This window comes from Sphingomonas cannabina (assembly GCF_021391395.1).
GTDB lineage: Bacteria > Pseudomonadota > Alphaproteobacteria > Sphingomonadales > Sphingomonadaceae > Sphingomonas > Sphingomonas cannabina.
Genome location: NZ_CP090059.1, coordinates 1,378,445 through 1,397,766 on the forward strand (window position 1 = coordinate 1,378,445; position 19,322 = coordinate 1,397,766).

The 19,322-nt window shown below is 66.8% G+C and carries 13 protein-coding genes, 1 tRNA gene and 1 pseudogene; 7 read left to right on the forward strand and 8 right to left on the reverse strand.

What is annotated here, in order from left to right; translation table 11 throughout:
- Nucleotides 1–2: 2 nt before the first annotated feature.
- The 6 genes and pseudogenes from LZK98_RS06685 to LZK98_RS06710 all read left to right on the forward strand — a co-directional run bounded on the left by LZK98_RS06685 (nucleotide 3) and on the right by LZK98_RS06710 (nucleotide 5,016).
- Nucleotides 3–332 (forward strand): TIGR02300 family protein, encoded by a 330-nt coding sequence (locus tag LZK98_RS06685; protein WP_233785623.1) that lies wholly within the window; start codon nucleotides 3–5, stop codon nucleotides 330–332.
- An 84-nt stretch (nucleotides 333–416) separates the two neighbouring features.
- A tRNA-Ala gene (locus LZK98_RS06690) sits at nucleotides 417–492 on the forward strand.
- A gap of 583 nt (nucleotides 493–1,075) precedes the next feature.
- Nucleotides 1,076–1,435: pseudogene (locus LZK98_RS06695) on the forward strand (response regulator transcription factor); the annotation flags it as partial.
- Between the two features lie 106 nt (nucleotides 1,436–1,541).
- A complete protein-coding gene (locus tag LZK98_RS06700; RefSeq protein WP_233785625.1) occupies nucleotides 1,542–2,600 on the forward strand; it encodes a YaiO family outer membrane beta-barrel protein in 1,059 nt (352 codons plus the stop codon).
- Nucleotides 2,600–3,580 carry a HEAT repeat domain-containing protein gene (locus LZK98_RS06705; RefSeq protein WP_233785626.1) on the forward strand — a complete coding sequence of 327 codons (981 nt, stop codon included), beginning with the start codon at nucleotides 2,600–2,602 and terminating at the stop codon, nucleotides 3,578–3,580. Before LZK98_RS06700 ends, LZK98_RS06705 begins: the two co-directional genes overlap by 1 nt.
- Nucleotides 3,577–5,016, forward strand: coding sequence for a glycosyltransferase family 2 protein (locus LZK98_RS06710; protein ID WP_233785627.1), 1,440 nt, complete (start codon nucleotides 3,577–3,579; stop codon nucleotides 5,014–5,016). Before LZK98_RS06705 ends, LZK98_RS06710 begins: the two co-directional genes overlap by 4 nt.
- Here LZK98_RS06710 and LZK98_RS06715 read toward each other — a convergent pair.
- Nucleotides 5,003–8,575, reverse strand: a complete 3,573-nt coding sequence (locus tag LZK98_RS06715; protein WP_233785628.1) for a PAS domain S-box protein — start codon at nucleotides 8,573–8,575, stop codon at nucleotides 5,003–5,005. The two genes, LZK98_RS06710 and LZK98_RS06715, sit on opposite strands and share 14 nt — an antisense overlap.
- Nucleotides 8,576–8,873: 298 nt before the next feature.
- Here LZK98_RS06715 and LZK98_RS06720 point away from each other — a divergent pair, with 298 nt between their 5' ends.
- Complete coding sequence (locus LZK98_RS06720; protein ID WP_233785629.1) at nucleotides 8,874–9,311, forward strand: hypothetical protein; 438 nt, start codon at nucleotides 8,874–8,876, stop codon at nucleotides 9,309–9,311.
- 13 nt (nucleotides 9,312–9,324) lie between these two features.
- Here the strand turns inward: LZK98_RS06720 and LZK98_RS06725 are convergent, their stop codons facing one another.
- From LZK98_RS06725 to LZK98_RS06755, 7 genes are all read right to left on the reverse strand, one after another.
- On the reverse strand, nucleotides 9,325–10,281 hold the full coding sequence (locus LZK98_RS06725) for a hypothetical protein (RefSeq protein ID WP_233785630.1): 957 nt from the start codon (nucleotides 10,279–10,281) through the stop codon (nucleotides 9,325–9,327).
- Nucleotides 10,278–12,728 (reverse strand): fimbria/pilus outer membrane usher protein, encoded by a 2,451-nt coding sequence (locus LZK98_RS06730; protein ID WP_233785631.1) that lies wholly within the window; start codon nucleotides 12,726–12,728, stop codon nucleotides 10,278–10,280. Before LZK98_RS06730 ends, LZK98_RS06725 begins: the two co-directional genes overlap by 4 nt.
- A gap of 3 nt (nucleotides 12,729–12,731) precedes the next feature.
- Nucleotides 12,732–13,508: a fimbria/pilus periplasmic chaperone gene (locus tag LZK98_RS06735; RefSeq protein WP_233785632.1), complete on the reverse strand. Its 777-nt coding sequence runs from the start codon at nucleotides 13,506–13,508 to the stop codon at nucleotides 12,732–12,734.
- Between the two features lie 95 nt (nucleotides 13,509–13,603).
- The gene (locus LZK98_RS06740; RefSeq protein ID WP_233785633.1) at nucleotides 13,604–14,215 is read right to left on the reverse strand and encodes a hypothetical protein; all 612 of its coding nucleotides are present in this window, start codon (nucleotides 14,213–14,215) and stop codon (nucleotides 13,604–13,606) included.
- A gap of 143 nt (nucleotides 14,216–14,358) precedes the next feature.
- Nucleotides 14,359–14,832 (reverse strand): hypothetical protein, encoded by a 474-nt coding sequence (locus LZK98_RS06745; protein ID WP_233785634.1) that lies wholly within the window; start codon nucleotides 14,830–14,832, stop codon nucleotides 14,359–14,361.
- 786 nt (nucleotides 14,833–15,618) lie between these two features.
- The gene (locus LZK98_RS06750) at nucleotides 15,619–16,437 is read right to left on the reverse strand and encodes a YncE family protein (protein WP_319937540.1); all 819 of its coding nucleotides are present in this window, start codon (nucleotides 16,435–16,437) and stop codon (nucleotides 15,619–15,621) included.
- The gene (locus LZK98_RS06755) at nucleotides 16,437–19,040 is read right to left on the reverse strand and encodes a TonB-dependent receptor (RefSeq protein WP_233785635.1); all 2,604 of its coding nucleotides are present in this window, start codon (nucleotides 19,038–19,040) and stop codon (nucleotides 16,437–16,439) included. The genes LZK98_RS06750 and LZK98_RS06755 overlap by 1 nt, the downstream gene beginning before the upstream one ends.
- Nucleotides 19,041–19,322 lie beyond the last annotated feature (282 nt).

The following is a 19,322-nucleotide window of genomic DNA, read 5'->3' on the forward strand; positions in this document are numbered from 1 at the left end:
CGATGGTGAAGCCCGAGTGGGGCACGAAGAGGACGTGCCCGAAGTGCGGCACGCGGTTCTATGATCTCGGCAATGACGAGCCCGTCACCTGCATCAACTGCGGCGTGGCGTGGGAGCCGGAGCCGATTCTCAAGTCCAAGCAGCCGCTGCCGTTCGAGGCGGTGAAGACCGACAAGGCCGAGGGCGAGACCGCGGATGCCGATCTCGGCGCCGAGGACCTGGACCTGGTGGAGGTCGACGAGGAGGGCGAGGCGAGCCCGGACGACGACGTCGATCTCGGCGGCGACGACGACCTCGGCGTGCCAACTGGCGATGAGGACGAGGAAAGCTGATTTTCGGCAGCGGTCGCGACCCCGTTCGCGACCGCTTGCCAAACCCGCGCGGCCCGCGTAGAGGGCAGCGCCTTCCCGGGGTGTGGGGCCGTAGCTCAGCTGGGAGAGCGTCGCAATGGCATTGCGAAGGTCAGGGGTTCGATCCCCCTCGGCTCCACCATTTCCTTGATTTTGCTAGAAAGGCAAAATCGTAGCAACCTAACTTCTCGCAGCGTTTGGTGATCCTCTGGCATCGATTCACGTCGATTCGGGTCAGCTTGACTGCGGGTGTTGCTGAACCTCAAGCAGAACGAGATCATCTACGTTAGGCGAGAGGCAAGATTTCGCTGCAAGCGAGCCGCGAGCGCGGTCGAACTCCGCTGAGTAAGTCGGTCGCGCCCAATGGGCATCATGGCGCGCTCTACATGCCCGCGCGGTTGCGGGAACAAAGAGGATCCTGGTCGGCGCTCAATGCATAGGTCGGACCCCGCCCAAGGAGGGGGGGCGATTGGTTCGCAATTGGCGACCTGCTAGGTGCGATCCCATCGTGGGGAGATGTCGTCGGAGCAATCGCATTCCGGCCTTGATCATTAGTCAATTTGGGCCGAGCTTCCTCGTTCATTCCGTCGCAAAAGTGCCGGGCTTTACGTGATTTTACGACATATTAACTATAATCTCCTCTAAGATATGTAGAGGGACTGCTAGCCTGCGGCACCATTTGGATCCGGTGAGCTGGCCTGTCCGACAGAACCGGGGCGTTGCGTGTGGCTTACATATTGGTTGCCGACGATGACGACTTGCTCGGCGAACTGCTCCGCTTCAAGCTGGAGGATGCGGGGCACGACGTCACTATCGTCGAGGAGGGCGGGGCAGCGCTGGTGCAAGCGTTGAGCGGGGCATTCGACCTGCTCGTGCTTGATGCGATGATGCCGGTACTTTCGGGGCTCGAGGTGCTGAAGTCGCTGCGCGCTGATGAGCGCGGCCGCGCGCTGCCCGTCGTCATGCTGACCTCGCGCAAGGCGCGGGAGGACGTGGTGACGGCTCTGGAGGCGGGGGCCAACGACTATCTCACCAAACCGTTCATCCCGGACGAGCTCGTCGTGCGCGTGAATGCGATACTGCGATCGGAGGACGCGCGTGCGAAGCGGTCGAGCGGCGCTTAGCGCATTCGCCGCGGCGCTGGCTCTCGCTGTCCAACCTGCGGTTGCGCAGGCCGGGCAGCGCGACGTTTTGATCCGCGAAGCTGCCGCCGCGCGCGAGGCGCGGGATTTCGTCCGCGCGATCCGGCTGCTCGAAAGCGCCCGCGCCGATCACCCCGACGATCCCGAGATCCTGCGGCTGCTCGGCACCAACTATGCCTTCGCCAAGCGATATGACGAGGCGATCGCCACGCTGTCCCATGCGCGCGACGTCGCGCCCGGCGACCTCGACATCCGCCTGGCATTGACGCGCGCCTATTTCTGGGCGGGACGGTCCGGTGAGGCGGAATCCGAGCTCCGCGGGATCGAGGCACATGACCCGGGCAACGCCGAAGCGGCGGCGCTGAGCCGCCAGATCGATGCAACCGCGACAGGCGCTGTTTCGTCGTCAGAATCGCGCCGTGGCGGCATCGCGCTGTGGAGCTCGATCTCCGACGTATCGCTGGCGTCCGGCGACGACCGCACCTGGTGGACGGCGGGCGCGTCGATCTACGGCACCGTTGCGCCGCGCACGACGCTCACTGCGCAGGTAGAGCGCGAGGCGCGGGGACGGGGGCTGATCGATACCTATCTGCTTGCGCGGGTCGATCACGGATTCTCGCCGTCGCTCCGCGCCTATCTGGCGGTCGCGGGGACGCCCAACGCCGACTTCCGCGAGCACTGGAGCCTGCGGGGCGGCATCGAGGGGGATGTCGGCGGGCCGGTCACGTTGCTGCTCGACGCGCGCCATGCCGATTACGGGCATACCAACGTGACGGCGCTGGAGCCGGGCGCGCGCCTCGCGATCGGACCGATCCGCGGCAGCGCGACGATCCGGATGATTAATCTGTGGGACGAGACCAATCACTATCGGAGCGGCTGGTCCGGGCGGCTCGACAGCGAGCTCGGCAACGGCATGTTATTGTTCGGCGGCGCCGCCACCTACCCGGATACCCAGGCCGGCGTCACCCGCCGCCTCCATGCCGCCTTCGCCGGCGTCCAGTTCCCGATAGGTGATCGCTGGAGCCTGCGGCTGACCGGCGACTATGAGAAGCGCCGCCAGAGCTATGAGCGGAAGGGCGCGACGGTCGGCCTCCAGATGCGGTTCTGATGATCCATCTGCCGGCCATTGCCGATGCGCTGGCGCGGATCGCGATCCTGGTGTCGGTTTACGGCGCACTGGTGATGGCGGCCTTCCTGCTGTTCCTGGTGATGCGCCGGGATCGCAAGGAGCGGCGCCTCGCCCAGTCGCAGACCAATGCCCGCGCGCTGTTGCGCGAGGTCATGACCGCCGTCACGCGCGGCGGCGAGACCGGTCCTGCTTATGCCAAGGCGATCGATGAAGAGCGGCTGGCCGCGGTCACTCATCTGAGCCAGCTCGTGCGCGGCGAGGATCGCGAGCGGCTGACCGAGTTCGTCGAGCGGAACCGGCTGCTCGAGGCGATCGCCGACCGCGCGCGCCGCGGCAGCCGGGCGAAGCGCGTGGACGCGATCCGGCTGCTGGGGAACATCGGCGGGGTGCAGGCCGTGTCCACGCTGACCGGCATCATCCGTGACGATCGCGATCCGGCGCTTCAGCTGGAGGCAGCAGCGATGCTGGCGAAGCTGTCCGCGCTGCCGGCGCCCGACGTGCTGATCACCGCGCTCGATCTCGAACGGGCATCGGTCTCGCGTGTCCACCGCGCGTTGTTCCGCGCGCTGGCGCCGGCCCATGCTGCGGAGCTGAGGCGTCTCGCCGGTCGTCGGCTGCCGTCGGGCCTGCGTGCGGTGATCATCGACGCGCTCGGCTGGACGGGCGATTACTCGGGGCTTCCCGCGCTCGCCGAAGCGGCGAAGGATCCCGATCCCGAAATCCGCCTCTCCGCGCTGCGCGCCGCGCGCAGGATCGATCATCCGGCAAGCGCGGGCTGGGTACTCGCGCTGCTCGACGATCCCGACGAGACGGTGCGAGCGCAGGCGGCGCTTGGCTGCGCGGCCCTGGGCTTGCGCCGGGCCGTCCCGCAGCTCGACGCGATGCGGACGGACAAATCCGCTTGGGTCCGGTTGCGTGCGGGCGAGGCGCTTCAGGCCCTGCGGAGGGCGCCGGCATGACCTGGGATACGCTCGACAACTGGGGCGAGGCGATCGGCCTCGGGCTGCTGGTCGCGGCGAGCGTGCTGAGCTTTGCCGTCGTCAGCCTGCGCAACCTGATCTCGACGGTGCAGCTGCTGATCGCCGCCTGGGTGTTCCGCACCCGTATCCGGCCGGCGCGCCGCTCCTACGATCTGTGGACGCGCTATTCGGACCTCGCCCTGCCGGTGTCGGTCATCGCCCCCTGCTACAATGAGGCGTTGTCGATCGCCGACAGCGTGCGCGCGCTGCTCGCGCTCGAATATCCGCAGCACGAGGTGATCGTCGTCAACGACGGCTCCAAGGACGCGACGCTGGCCACGCTGATCGAAGAGTTCGCACTACATCCGGTCGAGCGCGAGCAACTCGCGGAGCTGCAGCAGACCCGCATCCTCGGCGTCTATGCCTCGGCGAACCATGCCAACCTGCTCGTCATCGACAAGGAGAACGGGCGCAAGGCCGATGCGGTCAACGCCGGCATCGGCTTCGCCACCGCGCCCTTGGTCTGCGTGATCGACGCCGATTCGATCATCGAGCCCGACGGGTTGCTGCGCGCGACCGAGCCGTTCATGACCGACGACGGCAGCCTGGTCGCGGTCGGCGGCGCGATCCGTATCGTCAACGGGTCGATCGTGCAGGGCGGGCACGTCCGCAAGATCCAGCTGCCGAAGGGCTGGCTGCCGCGCTACCAGATCCTCGAATATCTGCGTGCCTTCCTGACCGCGCGCATCGCCAATGCGCAGCTCAACATGCTGACACTGATCTCCGGCGCGTTCGGCATCTTCCGCCGATCGGTGCTGGTCGAGGTCGGCGGCTATCGCCACGACACCGTCGGCGAGGACCTGGAGGTCGTCACCCGCATCCATCGCCATATGCGCGAGCAGAAGCGCCGTTACCGCATCGGCTTCGTGCCGGAGGTGGTGTGCTGGACCGAGGCGCCGTTCGAGATGACCGGGCTTCGCAACCAGCGCTCGCGCTGGGAGCAGGGCGCGCTGGAGACGTTGGTGCGGCATCGGCGCATGATCCTCAACCCGCGTTACGGCCGGATCGGCATGGTCGCGATGCCGATGATCGTGCTCGAGGACGTGCTCGGCCCGCCGTGCGAACTGATCGGCTATGTTTCGCTGCCGATCCTCTATGCGCTCGGCCTGTCGAGTGGCGTGGTGGTGCTCGCCTTCTTCTCGCTGACCGTGTTGTTCGGCACCGCGCTCAGCCTCGGCACGCTGGTGCTGGAGGAGCTCCAGCTGCGGCGCACGCCCAGCGCGCGCGACCTACTGATGATCGGCGTCGCGGCGGTCGTCGAAAATCTGGGATACCGTCAGATCAATCTCGTCTTCCGTCTGCGCGGCATCTGGCGTTTCCTGCGCAAGGATTCGACCTGGGCGGCGGTGCCGCGCGCCGGCTTCACCCGGAGCTGATCGCAGGGTCGCTCTGCTCGTCCCCATTCGCGAGCAGGATCAGACAGAGGTTCACTTCCGCGCGCAGGGCGTCGTCGCCGGCCTCCCCGGCGACCGCGTCCTCGATGCGCCGCACCGCCTCGCCGAGATCGGCATCGCCGAACATCGCCGCCGTGCCCGCCAGCTTGTGTGCGAGCGTGCGCAGCTCGTTGCGCTCGGCGGGCGCGATCGGCCCTTCCGAAGCGGCGACCGCGGAAAAGGCGGCAGCGGCTTTCGTACGGAAATCGGCGTAGCGAGCGCGCAGCCGCTCGATCGCCGGATCGTTCGGTTGCGGGGGTGGCGGTGCGCTTTCTTCGGTGCCGCTTTCGACGAGGCGATCGAGGGCCGACTGCAGCTCGCGCAGCTGGATCGGCTTGGCGACATGACCCTGCATTCCCGCCGCGAAGCAGGCCGCGATGTCGTCCTCATAGGCATTGGCCGTCAGCGCGACGATCGGCAACGTCGCGGCGTCATATCCCTTGGCACGCAGCCGGCGTGTCGCCTCGAGCCCGTCGAGCTCGGGCATCTGTACGTCCATCAGCACGATGTCATAGGGCTCGCCTCGCGCTGCGGCTTCGTCCACGCGCGCGATTGCCTCCGCACCGTTGGCGGCGACATCGACCCGGCAGCCGAGCCGCTCCAGCAGGGCGGTGGCGAGGATTTGGTTGATGTCGTGATCCTCGGCGAGCAGTACCCGGCGTGTAGCGGGCGAGGGCTTGATCGCAGGCGTCGGTGCCGATCGTGGCGTGGAAGGGACAGGCTCGCTCGCCTCGACGAGCGGCAAAGTCAGGATCATCGTGGTGCCTTCACCCGGTATGCTGCGCAGCGACAATGTCCCGCCCATCAGCTCGGCCAGCTTGCGGCTGATCGCGAGCCCGAGGCCGGTGCCGCCGAAGCGCCGGGTGGTGGTCTCGCTTTCCTGCACGAACTCGTCGAAGATCGCCGCCTGCCGTTCCGGCGCGATGCCGACGCCGGTATCGGTCACCTCGATGATCCCGCGCCTTTCCTCGTCCCCGTCGACGCGGGCGCTCAGCGTCACGCCGCCTTCTTCGGTGAACTTGATCGCGTTGCCGATCAGGTTGGCGAGGATCTGGCGAAGGCGCAGGCTGTCACCGACGATGTGCTTAGGGAAATCGTCCGCCAGGTCGAGCGTCAGCGCGAGCCCCTTGCGCTCGGCGGCGACCGACATCAGCCTGAGCGCGCTCTTGAGCGCATGGTGGACGTCGAACGGCTCGTTGACGATCGTCATCCGCCCGGCATCGATCTTCGACAGATCGAGGATGTCGTTGAGCAGGCGCATCATCGTGCGGCCGGATTCGGCGATCAGCTGAGCGTGGCGCCGCTGTTCGTCGTCGAGCTCGCTTTCGAGCAGCAGCTCGGTGAAGCCGATCACGCCGTTCATCGGCGTGCGGATCTCGTGGCTCATGTTCGCGAGAAAATGGGATTTCGCCTCCGCCGCCGCTTCCGCGCGCTGCCGCGCCTCGTCGCGCTGCATCTCGAGCTGCTTCCTGCGCGTCACGTCGCGGATTGAGGCGATGACCTCCGTCGGGGCGTTGGTCGCGGAATCGCGGACCAGCTTGCTGTTCGCCTCGAGCCAGACCCAGTCGTCGGCGCCGCCGGAACGATGCGACCGGTAGATTACCGTGGTCGCCTCGATCTCGCCTAGCGCCAGAGCCAGATAGGCGTTGAGGACCATCTCGCGATCGTCCGGATGGAAGCGCGTCAGCATGTTCCGGCCGACGAGTTGCTCGGGCGTGACGCCGAGCACGTCTCTGACGGACGGCGTGGCGAAGATGCAATGGCCGTCGAGCGTCATGCGGACCACCGCATCGGTGACGTTCTCGGCGAACAGCTTGAGCTGTTCCTCGCGTGCCGCGAGCTCGATCTCGGCATGCTTGCGGTCGGTGATGTCGGCGACCACGCCGATGAAGCCCGTGCGCTCGCCGGCGGAGTCGAATTCGGCGGCGCTGACGACGCGGATCCATGTCTCGCGGCCACCTTTCGTGCGGAAATTGAGCTCACGCGAGGAGGTGTCGCCCGGTCGATCGAGGCCGCTGCCGGAGGGCTTCCGTTCGAATTCGGCCAGGTTGATCAGCGCATTGCGCCAGCCGTGACCGAGTGATTCGCTTTCGCTCAACCCGGTGATGCGGCTCCACGCGGCGTTCACATAGGTGAGGCCGCCGTCGCGACCCGCGCGATAGATTCCGACCGGCGCCGCATCCGCGAGCGTCCGGAAACGTGCCTCGCTTGCCTCGAGCGCCGCCACGCTGGCGCGTTGTTCGGTGATGTCGCGGATATTGCCGGAGGTTCCGACGAATCTTCCATCTGCATCGCGCATGGCGCGCACGCTGACCTCGACGTCGCGAATGTCGCCGTCCGCGCGGGTGAAGCGCTGCCGGAGCACGCATTCGTCGAGCTCGCCCGACACGATCCGCGGATAGATGCTCTTGGCTTCCTCATAGTCCTCGGGCCGGAGCAGCCTGGTCGTCGGCCAGCCGAGGCTTTCCGCCACGGTGTAGCCGGTGATCTGCGTCCAGGCGGGATTGAGGAACGTCCAACGCCCTTCGGCATCGGTGCGGAACACGATCTCGCGCATGTTCTCGAGGATCGACCGCGCGAAGTCGCGGCTCTCGCGAAGTTCCTTTTGAACCTCTCGTAATCTCTGTACCGCCGCCGCCACCGGCAAGGCCGAGCCGAAGGTGAAGAGCAGGAAGGTCTGCAGCACGAGTATCTTGGTGGCGAGGGCTCCCTGAACCAGATGCACGGGACCGTAGCCCATGGTCGTCGCGACCGAGGCGATCAGCGCGACGATCGAGGTCGTGATCGCGGCACCGAACGTTCCGAGGCGGAACGCAGCCACCATCACAAAGGGGGTAGCGATGAACAGGAGCGGGAATCGGTTCTGGAAGAACACCGCGATCGTGATCGCCGTGCCGACCAGCAGGATCGCTGCCCATTCGATCGCAGTGCGGCGGTCGAGGTGCGGGGCGTGCTTGAAGCCGTGAAAGAGAATTGCCAGGATGGGCGTGACGACGAGCAGGCCGAGGCCGTCGGCGAGTACCCAGCTGATCCATACGTCGGGAGCGACGATGTCGCCTGGCGCCGCCAGTACGAACATGGCGATCACGCCTGAGGTGGCCGGGGCCACGATACCCCCGAGCAATACGAGCCAGGCCATCGGCTGGAGCTTGCCGAGGTCCGGCCGGCCCCCCGCGGCCCAATGCAGGCCGAGCACGACGATGGTGATCTCGACACTGTTGCAGAACGCCAGGCCCAGGGCGTGGCGCGCATCGTCGCCGACCGTGAAGTTTGCGGCGGCGTTTGCGATGAAGCTGGGAACGATGAACCAGCCGAAACCCGCTCGTTCATAGCGAAGCATTATCGCGACGAGGAAAGCGTTCGGTAGCCACAGTGCTGCGATGCGTCCGGTATCGCGGGTCAGGACAATGCTGCCCCACGCGAGAAACGCGAACGCGGCGGCGGCAAGCAACGGCACGAGCAGGCCTGGCGCCTCGGCAGGATCGGCTTCGATCTCGTTCACCGCGATAGAATGGATCGTGATTTGCACCCAGGCAACACTCTCGCATCTTCTCGGTCCAATGATGCCGACCTCGTCCCAGCATCATTCCTGCAGATTTGCATCAACGGCCGCTTTCGGGCTTCCAGACGGACGCCGATCGGCTGCTTCTGGCCATTAGCTGGCGCCGTATAGAGCGGGGCAGTTTTGCGCCCGGGAGGACTGCGCGAGTTCGAGAATTATTGACGAAAAATTAACCATTTCGGCTTACGAGAGTTTTCGGTCTCTTACCGTAGGTGCATCCCCGAGAAAGGATGAACCAATGATCGTTCGTCGCATGGCCCTGTCAGTTTTGGCGCTCGTCGGAGCCGCATTGCCGGCGGCCGGCGCGGGCGCGGAAGAGATGTCGATCGGCATCGTCGGCCGCGTTCGCACCATCTGCGACGTGTCGCTGGCCGGCGGGGCGGCGGAGGCGCTGCACCGGGGCGACAATCGCCTGGGGCGGATGACCGAGCTCTGCAACAGCGTCGAGGGCTATCGCCTGGTGATGGAGCACCCGCGGGGGCTCGCCAACGCCTTCGTCGTGATCGGCGGCGGGCAGCGGATCCCGCTCTCCGAAGCGGGCACCTCGACGGTGATCGTCGACAGCGATCATCCGACCTATGCCGAGCGGGATCTCACGCTCGTCCTCGCCGAGACCCCTGCCGGCCGGGCGACATCGATCACGCTCTACGCCGAGCCGAAAGGCGTCACCTTCTGACCCACACGGCGGCTCAGCCGCCGATCGCGCAGCCCGCACCGCCCGCGAGCCCGAGCCGCGGCAGGAACGTCAGCGTCACCGTGTCGCTGTAGGATCCCGCCGGAACGCTCGCCACGTCGCGCTGGCTGAGCGCGACCTCGACCGGATGGACCCGGCCGGTCGGCGCCTGGGTGACGTCGCAGGCCATGCGCGACCCGTCGTCGACCTCCACCCCGGACAGGCGCATCCGATAGGGGATGCCGTAGCTGTCCTCGTCGCTCCGCCGGAGCGCGCGGCGCTCCTTGTGGATGTCGATCGTGTAGGGGACGGTCGCCTGCACGGTGACGGCGAGGCTGCGCGGCGCCACGCCGCCGCCCGCGCCGAGCTCGCCGAAATCGATCGCGCCGCGGCGCTGGCCGATCGAGCCGATATAGCTCGAGATGCGCTGCGGCACCTCGACCTGGACCGCGACCTGCGAGCCGGTCTGGAAATCCGGCGGCGTGCTGTCGCCGGCCGTCGTGCAGAAGAAGCGCAGCTCCATCGGCTGGAGATAGGTGCCTGCCGCCGCCTGCTGTCCAGGCGGAAGCTGCAGGCGGAACACGTCGGTGACGACGTTGCCGGCCGGGGCCGCCGCGAACTGGACATAGGCGCCGTTGGTCGGATTGGGTTGCTCGGCCCCCAGCACGAACACGCGGCGGCCCTGGTCGCGGTTCCACAGGATGGTGAAATCCTCGGGCCCATATCGTCCGACGCGTGAGCGGCCGCCGCTCGCATCGGGGTTGGCGAAAACGAACCGCACCCCCGTCGCCGCCGGATCGAGCCGCCGGATGCGCAGCGTGAACACCCGATCGACCGTCGCCCGGCCGAACGGATCGTACTGGACGGTGAGTTCCGCCGGCGAAGCCTCGAAGCTCGCGCAGGCGGCCGATGCCGCGGCCGGGGCGACTACCGCCGCACATGCGCCGATCGCGGCGAGCAACCTTGTCTTCATTGCGCCCCCTCCGGCCTTATTTCTCCGCCGTCGACCAGCCCCTTGGCGTCGGCCGGAACCTCTATCACGAACCGCTCGTCCTGGTTCGGAAATTCGATGCGCCATTTGCCGGGCCGCAGCCCTTCCGCCACGAAGCGGCCGGTGCGGTTGGTGAACATGCCGACCGGCGCCCGCTGCGGCCGCGTCAACTCGATCGCCTTGCCGGCGAGCAGGCTGACCGGCGCGCCGTCGCGGCGGCGCAGGATGCCGGTATAGGTCACCGAATAGTCGGAGCCGACCTCGACGAAATAGCCGGAGCGATAGGGCGGCACGAGCGTGACGGTGCCGGTCCCGAGGTCGTAGCCCGTCGGCGCCTTTGGTACGTCGTAGGTCAGGACGCGCGGGAAATAGGGGCTGAGGTCGGGTGCCACCGCACCCCCGAACAGCCCCGATCGCGCGAGATCGCGATCCTCGCGCGGATCGACGTAGACGGTGGCGCCGTCGAGCGACTTGTGCGGGGCGACGATCGCGAAGCTGTCGTAGATCGGCCGCGACAGCGCGACGTGACCGCCGGCGAAGGCCAGCGAGGTTCCGAAGCGGAATGACGTGCGCTGGTCGATGATGTTGCCGTTGTCGGTCGAGAAAGCGGTGAGATGGGCGGCGCCGATCTCCGCGCGGTTGCCGATGTAGGTCGCGGTGCCGTTCAGCCCGACCGCATCGTCGTTGCGGTCGACGTTGGCCGAGACGTTGTAGGCGCCGACCCCGCGCCCTTCCGCGCGCTGATAGGTGAGGCGCTGGCGGTCGCGCAGCGTATCCACCTCGGCCTGCGCGCTCGATTCGCGATCGAACCGGTAGGTCAGCGCGATGCGGAGGCCAAAGCCGTGCTGCGACGGCCGCCGCTCATAGGCCGCCTCGGCGGTCAGCAGGATGCGGCGGTTCGAGCGCCAGCCATAGGTGGCGCGCGTGGTCACCTGGTTGGGCGTCGAGCCGCGGCCGATCGAAAAATAGCCGTCGAGGCTGACATAATGGTCGCGCGCGATGCCCTGCGAATAGCTCGCGCCGATCTCATAGGCGAAGGGATTGGACGCGATCGCGTTCGAGGGCGTCGCGAAGTCGCGGCTCGTGGTCTGGAAGGTCGCCGTCAGCGACTTGACGTTCGAGCCCGATCCGAAGATCCGCTCGTACCCGACGTTCAGCGCATAGCCGTTGCCGATCCGGTCGATGTTCGACGCGGCCAGGTTGATGCCGATCGTCCCGACCGGCGCTGCCCAGATCACCTCGACGCCGCCGACCCCGCCGTTGGTCGAGAGCTGGAAATTGCCGCCGGCGGTCAGCTCGTCGGTGAAGCCGCGGCGGTAGAAGCCAGAGGCGATCGGCGTGTCGGTATAGGTGCGGCTGCTGATCCGGAACGGCGCCCTGACGCCGGCGTAGAGGCCGAACTCGGACAGACCCTTCGCCAGCAGGCTGCGATCGAAGTTGATCGAGAAGGAAATGACGTTCTCGGCGCCGGTATCGTCGCGGATGACCAGCCGGACGTCGTTCGATCCCTGCGCAAACGGGAAGTCGCTGATGTTGTAGGTGCCGGGGTTGAGGCGAGTCTGCTGGACCGACTGGCCGTTGACGAAGGTCTCGACCGTCGAGGGACGGACCAGGGTGAAGCTGCGCTGCCCGCGCGGCTGGATGTTCCGCTGCGGCTCGAGGTCGGAATAGACGCGCACGATCGACGCGCCCGCCATCGGCGACACGCCGGAAAAGCCGCGGCTGATCGGCTCGAGGTCGCCGGCGGAGTAGCGGGCGGTGCGGGCGAGGTCGTCATAGACGAGCCGGGTCGCCTGCCGGCTGAACCGGTCCTGCACCGACGCCTCGTTCTCCAGCACCAAGCCGCGGTAGCGGATCGCGCTGTCGAGCTGGATGTTGGGCGTGGCGAGGCCGCGGTCGAAGCCGCGATGGACATAGTCGATGTTGCCGTAGGCGGTGACATAGGCCGAGAAGGGCGACGGTTCGGCAAGCGCGCCGATCGTCGGGCCGTAGCCGCCCGTCACGCTGATCGTCCGCCGCGGCCGCAGCTCGGGTGCGAGCGACAGCTTCAGCCCGAACGTTGCCTGGTCATAAGCGACGGTGAAGCCGAGCGCGGCGAGCTCCTCGCCGCTGATCTCCTGGCGCGGACCGACGGCGATGGCGAGCCGGCTCCAGACGTCGGGCGCCAGCGACGGCTTGAGCAGCGCGAGGAAGGCGGGCGCGTCGACGATCAGCCGATCGTCTTTGGTGAGCGTGTAGGAAATGTCGCCGAGGATGAAGCCATCGTCGGTGAGCGGCCCGCCGAGGGGAATGTCCCGGCCGGTGGTGTTGTAGCGCTTGGACGGGGCGGCCGCCTGGCCCGCGGGCGCAGCGGCGACGGCCTCAGCGCGCGCGTTCTGGCACGCGATGAGCGCGCCGATGCTGACGAGGGTGAGAAGCTCGCCCCGCATCGCTCAGCTGGACGTGGCTGCGCCGAGCTCGACCGAAAGCGTCCCGTCGGCCTGCGGCAGCGGCAGGTTGACCGGAAGCACGCGCGTCTGGCCCGACGGCACCAGGCCGAGGCCCATCTGGCGCTGGATGAGGTCGGGCGAGAAGGATCGGCGGAACACTTCGCGCCCGTCCGGCGCGCGCTGGACGATCGTCAGCTCGCGCTGGCCGAGATAGCCATAGGTGTTGCCACCGTTCGACACCGTGATGACCGGCCGCGGCTTGCCGTTCTCGTCGGGCTGGATGTCGGCCTTGTCGATCCGAAGCTCGGCCTTGGCGTCGGGGGCGCCGACGCTGACCAGCACCTTGAAGCGGTGTAGCACCTGGATCGCATTCTGGTTGCCCGGCAGGGTGACCGGCAGCTGTGAGACGGTGACGTAGAAGTGCTCACTTGCCTTCGGCGCGGGCTCGCCCACCCATTGCACGCGAAACGCCTGGGTCTGGCCGCCTTCGACGGTGGCCTGGGCGGGAAACACGAGCAGGTCCTTGGCCTCTTCCTCCTCGCTCTCGACCAGCTCGCCGTTCACCACGCGCACCGGATGCGCGCTGACCTCGACCGGGACGGCTTCGGCGAAGGTGTTCTGCAGGCTGATGACGGCGGACGTGCGCCGGCCGGTCGACGACAGGTCGACGATCACCGGCGTGATGTTGAGCGCGAGCAGCGGCGTCGCGATTCCGGCGAGTGCGGCAAGTGCGACGAGGACGGCACCCACGCGGCGGAGGGAGCGGAGCGAGAGTTTCACGATAGTTTCCTGGAAGAAGGCGGGTGCCACACGCGCGTCATGCGTGCGGCACCCGAATTCAGGCCGGCCGAGCTAGAAGACCCGGCCGAGCAGGCTCAGGCACCCGGAGTGAGCGTGATCGAAACCGATCCGGTGTAGGTGCCGGCAGCCAGCCGACGGTCGGTGAGCGACGACCAATTGTTGGCGATCGGCGTCGAGCCGTTCGACGACGCGACGGCCGCGCCGGCCGAGGCCGACTGCGCGAACAGGAGGTGGGTCGCGGCCGAGCTGGCGCTGTCATGGCCGCCGAAACGCGACGCGACCGTCGATTCGCTGTCGGTCGTGGTCGAATCGAGGAACAGGCCGTTGATCGACAGGTCCAGGCCGTAGCGGATGTGGTGCGCGAAACCGTCGCCGGTGACGCCGGTGCCGGTGGCGCCGACGCGCGACAGGACCGCACGGTCGACCTTCACCTTGCTGTTCACTTCGTTGCAGAAGGCGATGACGTTGGTGTTGTTGAGCGCGGTCGCGATCTCGGCGGTGACACTCGGACGGACCTTGGCATTCGAGTCGGTCAGGTCGCTGGACAGCGTGACGCTCGACGCGCTGCCGGTGATGCCGCACTTGCTGTTGACGGTGCCGTTGATGTCGATGGTCTTGACCTGCGCCGAGGCCGAACCCGCCGCGAAAATCGCGACCGACGCGGCCGCGAGAAGAATAGCCTTCATTTCATGCTCCTAGCTGGATTGTGGTTTCGATCAGCATCACTCGTCGGGACAGGCGGCGGGGCCGCTCCCGGGGTTTCGGCGCTCCTCGCGGAACGGACCGAAGGCGGACGGCGCCAGGCGCCGGAATTGCGTGAGAGGCATCGTCATGCCCGTGCGCCCACCACCAGGATGAGCGTGTCCTTGTAGCGGCCGGCGGCGAGCCGGCTCGGCAACGCCGATTGCGGCGGCCAGTCGATGGTCAGGGTCGCGCGGCGACCGATCGAGATGCCGGGGCCGGAGCTGAAACCCTCGCCCGGCCGCGACGCGGCAAAGGCGCAGCTGCCGCCCTCGATGAGGTCGGCCGACGAGCAGGGCTGGCTGCGGACGACGCCCTGGTCGGTGTCGAGCGCCACCGCGACGCGATAGGTCTTGGCGAAGGCGAAGCCCGACTCGTCGTCCCTGGCATCGATGTTGACAAGCGCGCCGTGGGCGGCGGTGATGCCGAAGGCATAGGGCGTGTTACAGTCGAGCTCGACATTGGCGAGCAGCTGTCCCGGCTCCTCGAGATCGGCGGACGCGGTCAGCGACGGCAGATCGCCCGCCGCGAAGCCGCAGCGCGACGAAATCCGCGCGATCACATCAATTGAGACTGATTCCGACTGTGCAACCGCGGGCGTTGCCGCGAAGAATCCAAGAAAAACTGCGATACATGCCCACAACGCGCAAGATCCTGCGCGCGCCCCCCGCGCAACTATCATGCCAGTAACCTACCCCCCTACGCTTCGCCCGGATAATTGCTGGCCAGATTCGTCCCCCGACGATTCAGGCGTTATTTTTTTGATATAAGGATACGCGAAGACATAACATCCCGTCCTCTCTCGTTCTTCTGGCCAAGATGCCGGAGGTTTGACGGAGTGTTTACGAGTCAGGCCATATCCCCGTTATGGGACAGAGGCAACGATTTTCGCGATAGTCGGAAATCGTCTGTTTCATTCTGAGGCGGTAACCTCACGCCTTAGGACGGGTTTCGAACGTCGAATGAGGAGGGGATTGCCACCGAGGTCCGATCGCGTATCGGGACTGCTGATGAAGGGGGACAGCCGCCTATCTCCCTGGCGTTACCGGCGTTAAGCCGAGGACCGTCCATCGTTGATGCTCACACCCATGGATGGCAGGGTGTCGCATGGCAGCTTTGCGCCCACTCCGGACATGCTGTCCGGCACTAGCCATTTCCCAATGGCCGCCGATCGTTCATGCATCCGCTCAGGCCGCGACATTGCGGACAGGCACTGGAACTACTGATCCTGCAAAGAGCTGCCGCGACAGCGTCGCACCGTAGTTTTGCATGTTGGTGACGCTCGTCCGAAGGTCGCTGGCCGTAATCAAGAGCGCGCGCCCGGACGGCGCCGAAACAGGTCCTCGGCCTAGCGCACCACGGGAATGGCGCTGACGACAATGTCTTTGGTGCGGCGCTCGATCGACCAGAGGCTGCGCGGCACCGAACGGTCCCAGGCGAAAGCCTGGCCGTCGGTAGGCAGCGGGACGGTCGCGACATGCTCGAGCACCGTGCCCGCTTCCGGCAGGCGCACCGCGTAAAGCTCCGGTCGGTCGTGGCCGGTCACATAGAGCAGCCCGTCGTCCCCCCACGAGCCGCCCGAGCAGCTCATCGGCGCGAAGCGGGCGAGGATCGCATCGGGGAAATGCCAGGATTGCAGCGGGCGGAACTGCTCGTCCAGGCGCATGAGCAGAGTCCAGCGATTGTCGCGTCCAGGCTCCCCGCCGCGGCTTTCCGGATAGTTGGCGAACATCGCGAACCAGTCCCGCCCGCGCCGCTCGATCCAGGTCAGCGAGCCGGGATAGGGCGGCAACGCGATGCTGCGCTCGTGGCGGAGCGTCGCGGTGTCGAAGATCTCGACCGCGCTCGCCATCGGTATGTTCGGATGGTTGGAGGCGGCGCAGACGAGCTCCTTCCCGTCGACCACGCAGGAGTTCATATGCGGATAGAGCCGCTTGTCGCCTTCCCATGCGGCGACACGCTTGCCGGTGCGCTTGTCGTACTTGCCGATGCGGTTGTTGCTGATCGCGTAGAAATGGTCGGCGTCCACCGCCACGCCCTGCCGCGCCTCCTCCGCCGTCCAGCGGGCGATCGCCTTGGCCGGAGCGAGCAGGGGGGCGGGCGCCGCCGCATCCTGCGCGGGGGCGGGAGCGGCAATCAAGGCCAACAGGACAAGCAGCCCGCGCATCAGAACTTGGCCGATACACCCGCGTAGAAAGTGCGGCCATAACGCTCGTTCTGGATCACCCAATCCCGATTGCCCGCCTGGTACTGGCGGGTCGGTTCGTCGGTCAGGTTCTGCGCCTCGACGAACAGCCGCACGTCACGGAGCAGCGCGAAGCTCGCTTTGGCGTCGAGCCGGCGCAGGTCGTCGTTATACTGGTCGTTGTACCAGACGTCGCCCGCCGAGAGCAGCGCCTTGCCGGTGTTGTGATAGGCGATCGAGGCTTCCACGGCGCCCTTCTGGTAGAAAAGCTCGGCGCCGTAGAGATATTTCGACTGGCTGGGGAAGGTCGAGCTGCGGCCATCGGGCAGCGTCAGCGTCGAATCGGTGAGCGTGCCGTTGAGCTGGATGCCGAGACCGGAGAGCAGGCCGGGCAGGAAGGTGAACTGCTGCTGATACTGCGCCTCGATGCCGATGATGTCGCCCTTCTCGGCGTTGAACGGCTGCGAGATCTCCAGCGTCGGATAGAAGACGCCGTTGAACGTCGTGTCGCGCAGCACCGTGGTCCGGCTGAAGATCGGGTTGCGGATGAATTTGGCGAACACGCCGACGCTGAGGATGCCGCCGGGCGCGAAATACCATTCCGCCGTCGCATCGAGATTGTCGGCGCGATAGGGCTTTAGATCGGGATTGCCGAGCGACACCGAACCCTCGACCGTGTCGATCGACCCGCCCGGCGACAGCGTGCTGTACTCGGGGCGGCCGAGGCTCTTCGAATAGGCGAGGCGGAAGATCGTATCGCGCGACGGCGCGATCTTGACGAGCAGCGAGGGCAGCCAGTCGTCATAGCTGTTGCGGCGCGAGGCCGGGACGATCGTGGCGCCGTCCTCGAGCTGATAGCCGGTGATGTCGAGCCTGGTATGCTCGTAGCGCAACCCCGGCGTGACCGTCACTGCGCCCAGCCTGATGTTCGCCATCGCATAGGCCGCGGCGACGTCCTCGGTCAGGCTGAAGTCGGCCAGCGTATCGTTGGCGAGCGTCGCCACGGGATCGATCGGCATCAGCGCATCGCCGAGATGCTGGTCGGTGAAGCCCTGGAGCGCACCGATGTCGAACACCGGGCCGTTGGAATAGCACTGATCGGTGTCCTGGCTGTTGGGGTAGACGCAGATCGCCGGCGCATCGAGGCCATATTGGCCGAGCGTCCAACGGTTCGCCGCCGAGCCCCGCACATAGGTGGGGTTGTTCTGGTCGAAGTCGCGGTCGGTGCCGCGATACTTGGCGCCGAACTTCAGGAAGCTGCCCTCGCCGAGGTCATAGGTCGCATCCAGCTTGCCCTGCCAGATTTTCTCGGTGTTGAGCTGGTGCGAATAGGTGTACTGGCGGAACTGCATCTGGTCCGCGCGGCACTCGGTCCGCGGCCCCGCCGTGTAGATCTTGTCCGAGAAGTCGAAATCGACCGTGCCGGGGTTGCACCGGAACTGCCAGATCGGGAACTGGTCGAGCGTCTCGTTGCGGCTGTAGGCGCCCTCGTAATCGAACCGCAGCCTGCCGAGATCGGTCGAGCCGCCGACCATGCCGGTCGTCAGCCATTTGGCCTTGTAGTCGAGCCGCAGGTCCTCGCGCCGCTCGGGCCCGCTGCCGGTGATGGTACCGGTGAGACCGTCGGGATTGAGCGTGAAGGCGGGATTGGTGATGCGGTCGCCATTGAGGCCGAGCAGTGCGTTGGTCGCGAAGTCGAGCCGGTAGCGCGGCCGGACCTCGTCCTCGATGAACTTGGAATAGATGCCGCGGACGTAGAAGCTCTGGCGGTCGCTGGGACGCCAGTCGAATGATCCGGTCGCGCCGATCCTGCGCCGGTCGAGCGAATATTCGGTGTATTTGATATTGTCGGGAATGCCGCCGCGCGCGGCGCCTGCGACCGGCTTCCAGTTATCGGGATAGAAGCCCTCGCTCACGAAGTCGCGGTTGGAATAGCTCGCGCCGAGCACCAGGCCGAACTGCTCGTCGGCGCCGAAGCGGGAGGCGATGCTGAGATCTGCCTGTACCGGCACCTTCTTGTTGAGCTCCTGATAGCCCGCCTTGGCGCTGGCGGCGACGGTGAAGCGGTCCTTGAAGTCGAAGGCGGTCTGGGTGACCAGGTTGATCGTGCCGCCGATGCCCTGGCCGTCCATGTCGGCGGTCTTGACCTTGGCGACCTCGACCCGGTTGAGGAGCTGACCGGAGACGATGTCGAGCGGCAGCGAGCGGGTGGTGCCGTCGGGATTGCCGATCTCGATGCCGTTCAGCGTATAGTTGTTGAGGTTGGAAGGGACGCCGCGGATCGCGACGTAGCGGCCCTCGCCTTGGTCGTAGGTGACGCCGACGCCGGGGAGATGCTCGACCACCTCGGAGACATTGCGGTCGGGCAGGCGGCCGATCTCGTCGGAGGCAGCGACGTCGAGCACGCCGATCGCATCGCGCTTGGCCTCGATCGCGCGGCGCTGGCTGGCGCGCTGGCCGGTGACGATGATGTCCGTATCGGCCGGCTGTCCGTCATCAGGCGCGGTCTGGGCCTGCGCCGCTGCCGCGATCGACAACGCAGCGATCGAGATGCCGAGCTGTGCGGCGAAACGATTCCGGTTCATGATGGTCCCCACGCGAAGGTGTTCGATCGGCGGGTCGGCCGCACTCTGTCGAGTGGCCTTTGTGAGTCCATTGTGACGCGCCGGTGACGGACCGGATTCCAGTTGCCGGCCTTGCCGCTCGGGCAGTCCCCGGATCCGGGTTCATCGCCTTGCCGCGAAGCGTCGGCGAAAGACGACGAGATCGGCGCGGCTGGCCGAGCGTGTCGCGAAGATGGGCGTCGGCGCCTCCGGGCTAGGCGTCGACCACACGGAACACGGCCTCGATATAGCTGGTGGTCGACG